Annotated in this window: 1 protein-coding gene; it reads left to right on the top strand. The window is 70.2% G+C overall.

Translation table 11 applies throughout. From position 1 onward, the window contains the following. Positions 1-55: 55 nt before the first annotated feature. Positions 56-248, top strand: a 193-nt coding sequence (locus G5A07_RS21600) for a hydantoinase/oxoprolinase N-terminal domain-containing protein (RefSeq protein WP_223107830.1), incomplete at its 3' end; no start/stop codon positions are given.

The raw sequence follows: 248 nt of genomic DNA, 5'->3' as shown, positions 1-248 counted from the left end.
AGCCTGCGCTCCGACCGCCCGGCGGTCCGCTCCTTCCATCGCAATGAGTATGTCGATGCCATCATCTGAGGCCGGCCTCGCCGTCGCCGTCGATATCGGCGGCACTTTCACCGACATCGCCCTGCATGACCCGGCCAGCGGCAAGGTCTGGCGCGCCAAGACACCGAGCGTGCCGAGCGACCCGTCGCAGGCCTTCATGACCGGCGTCGGCCTGGCGCTGGCCGAAGCCGGCAAGGACGCCCCCTCGC

The organism is Stenotrophomonas sp. AS012628, from assembly GCF_010608305.1.
GTDB classification, from domain to species: domain Bacteria; phylum Pseudomonadota; class Gammaproteobacteria; order Xanthomonadales; family Xanthomonadaceae; genus Stenotrophomonas; species Stenotrophomonas geniculata.
The sequence above is the reverse complement of the archived record's forward strand: the minus strand, read 5'-3'. Positions and strand labels throughout refer to the sequence as shown.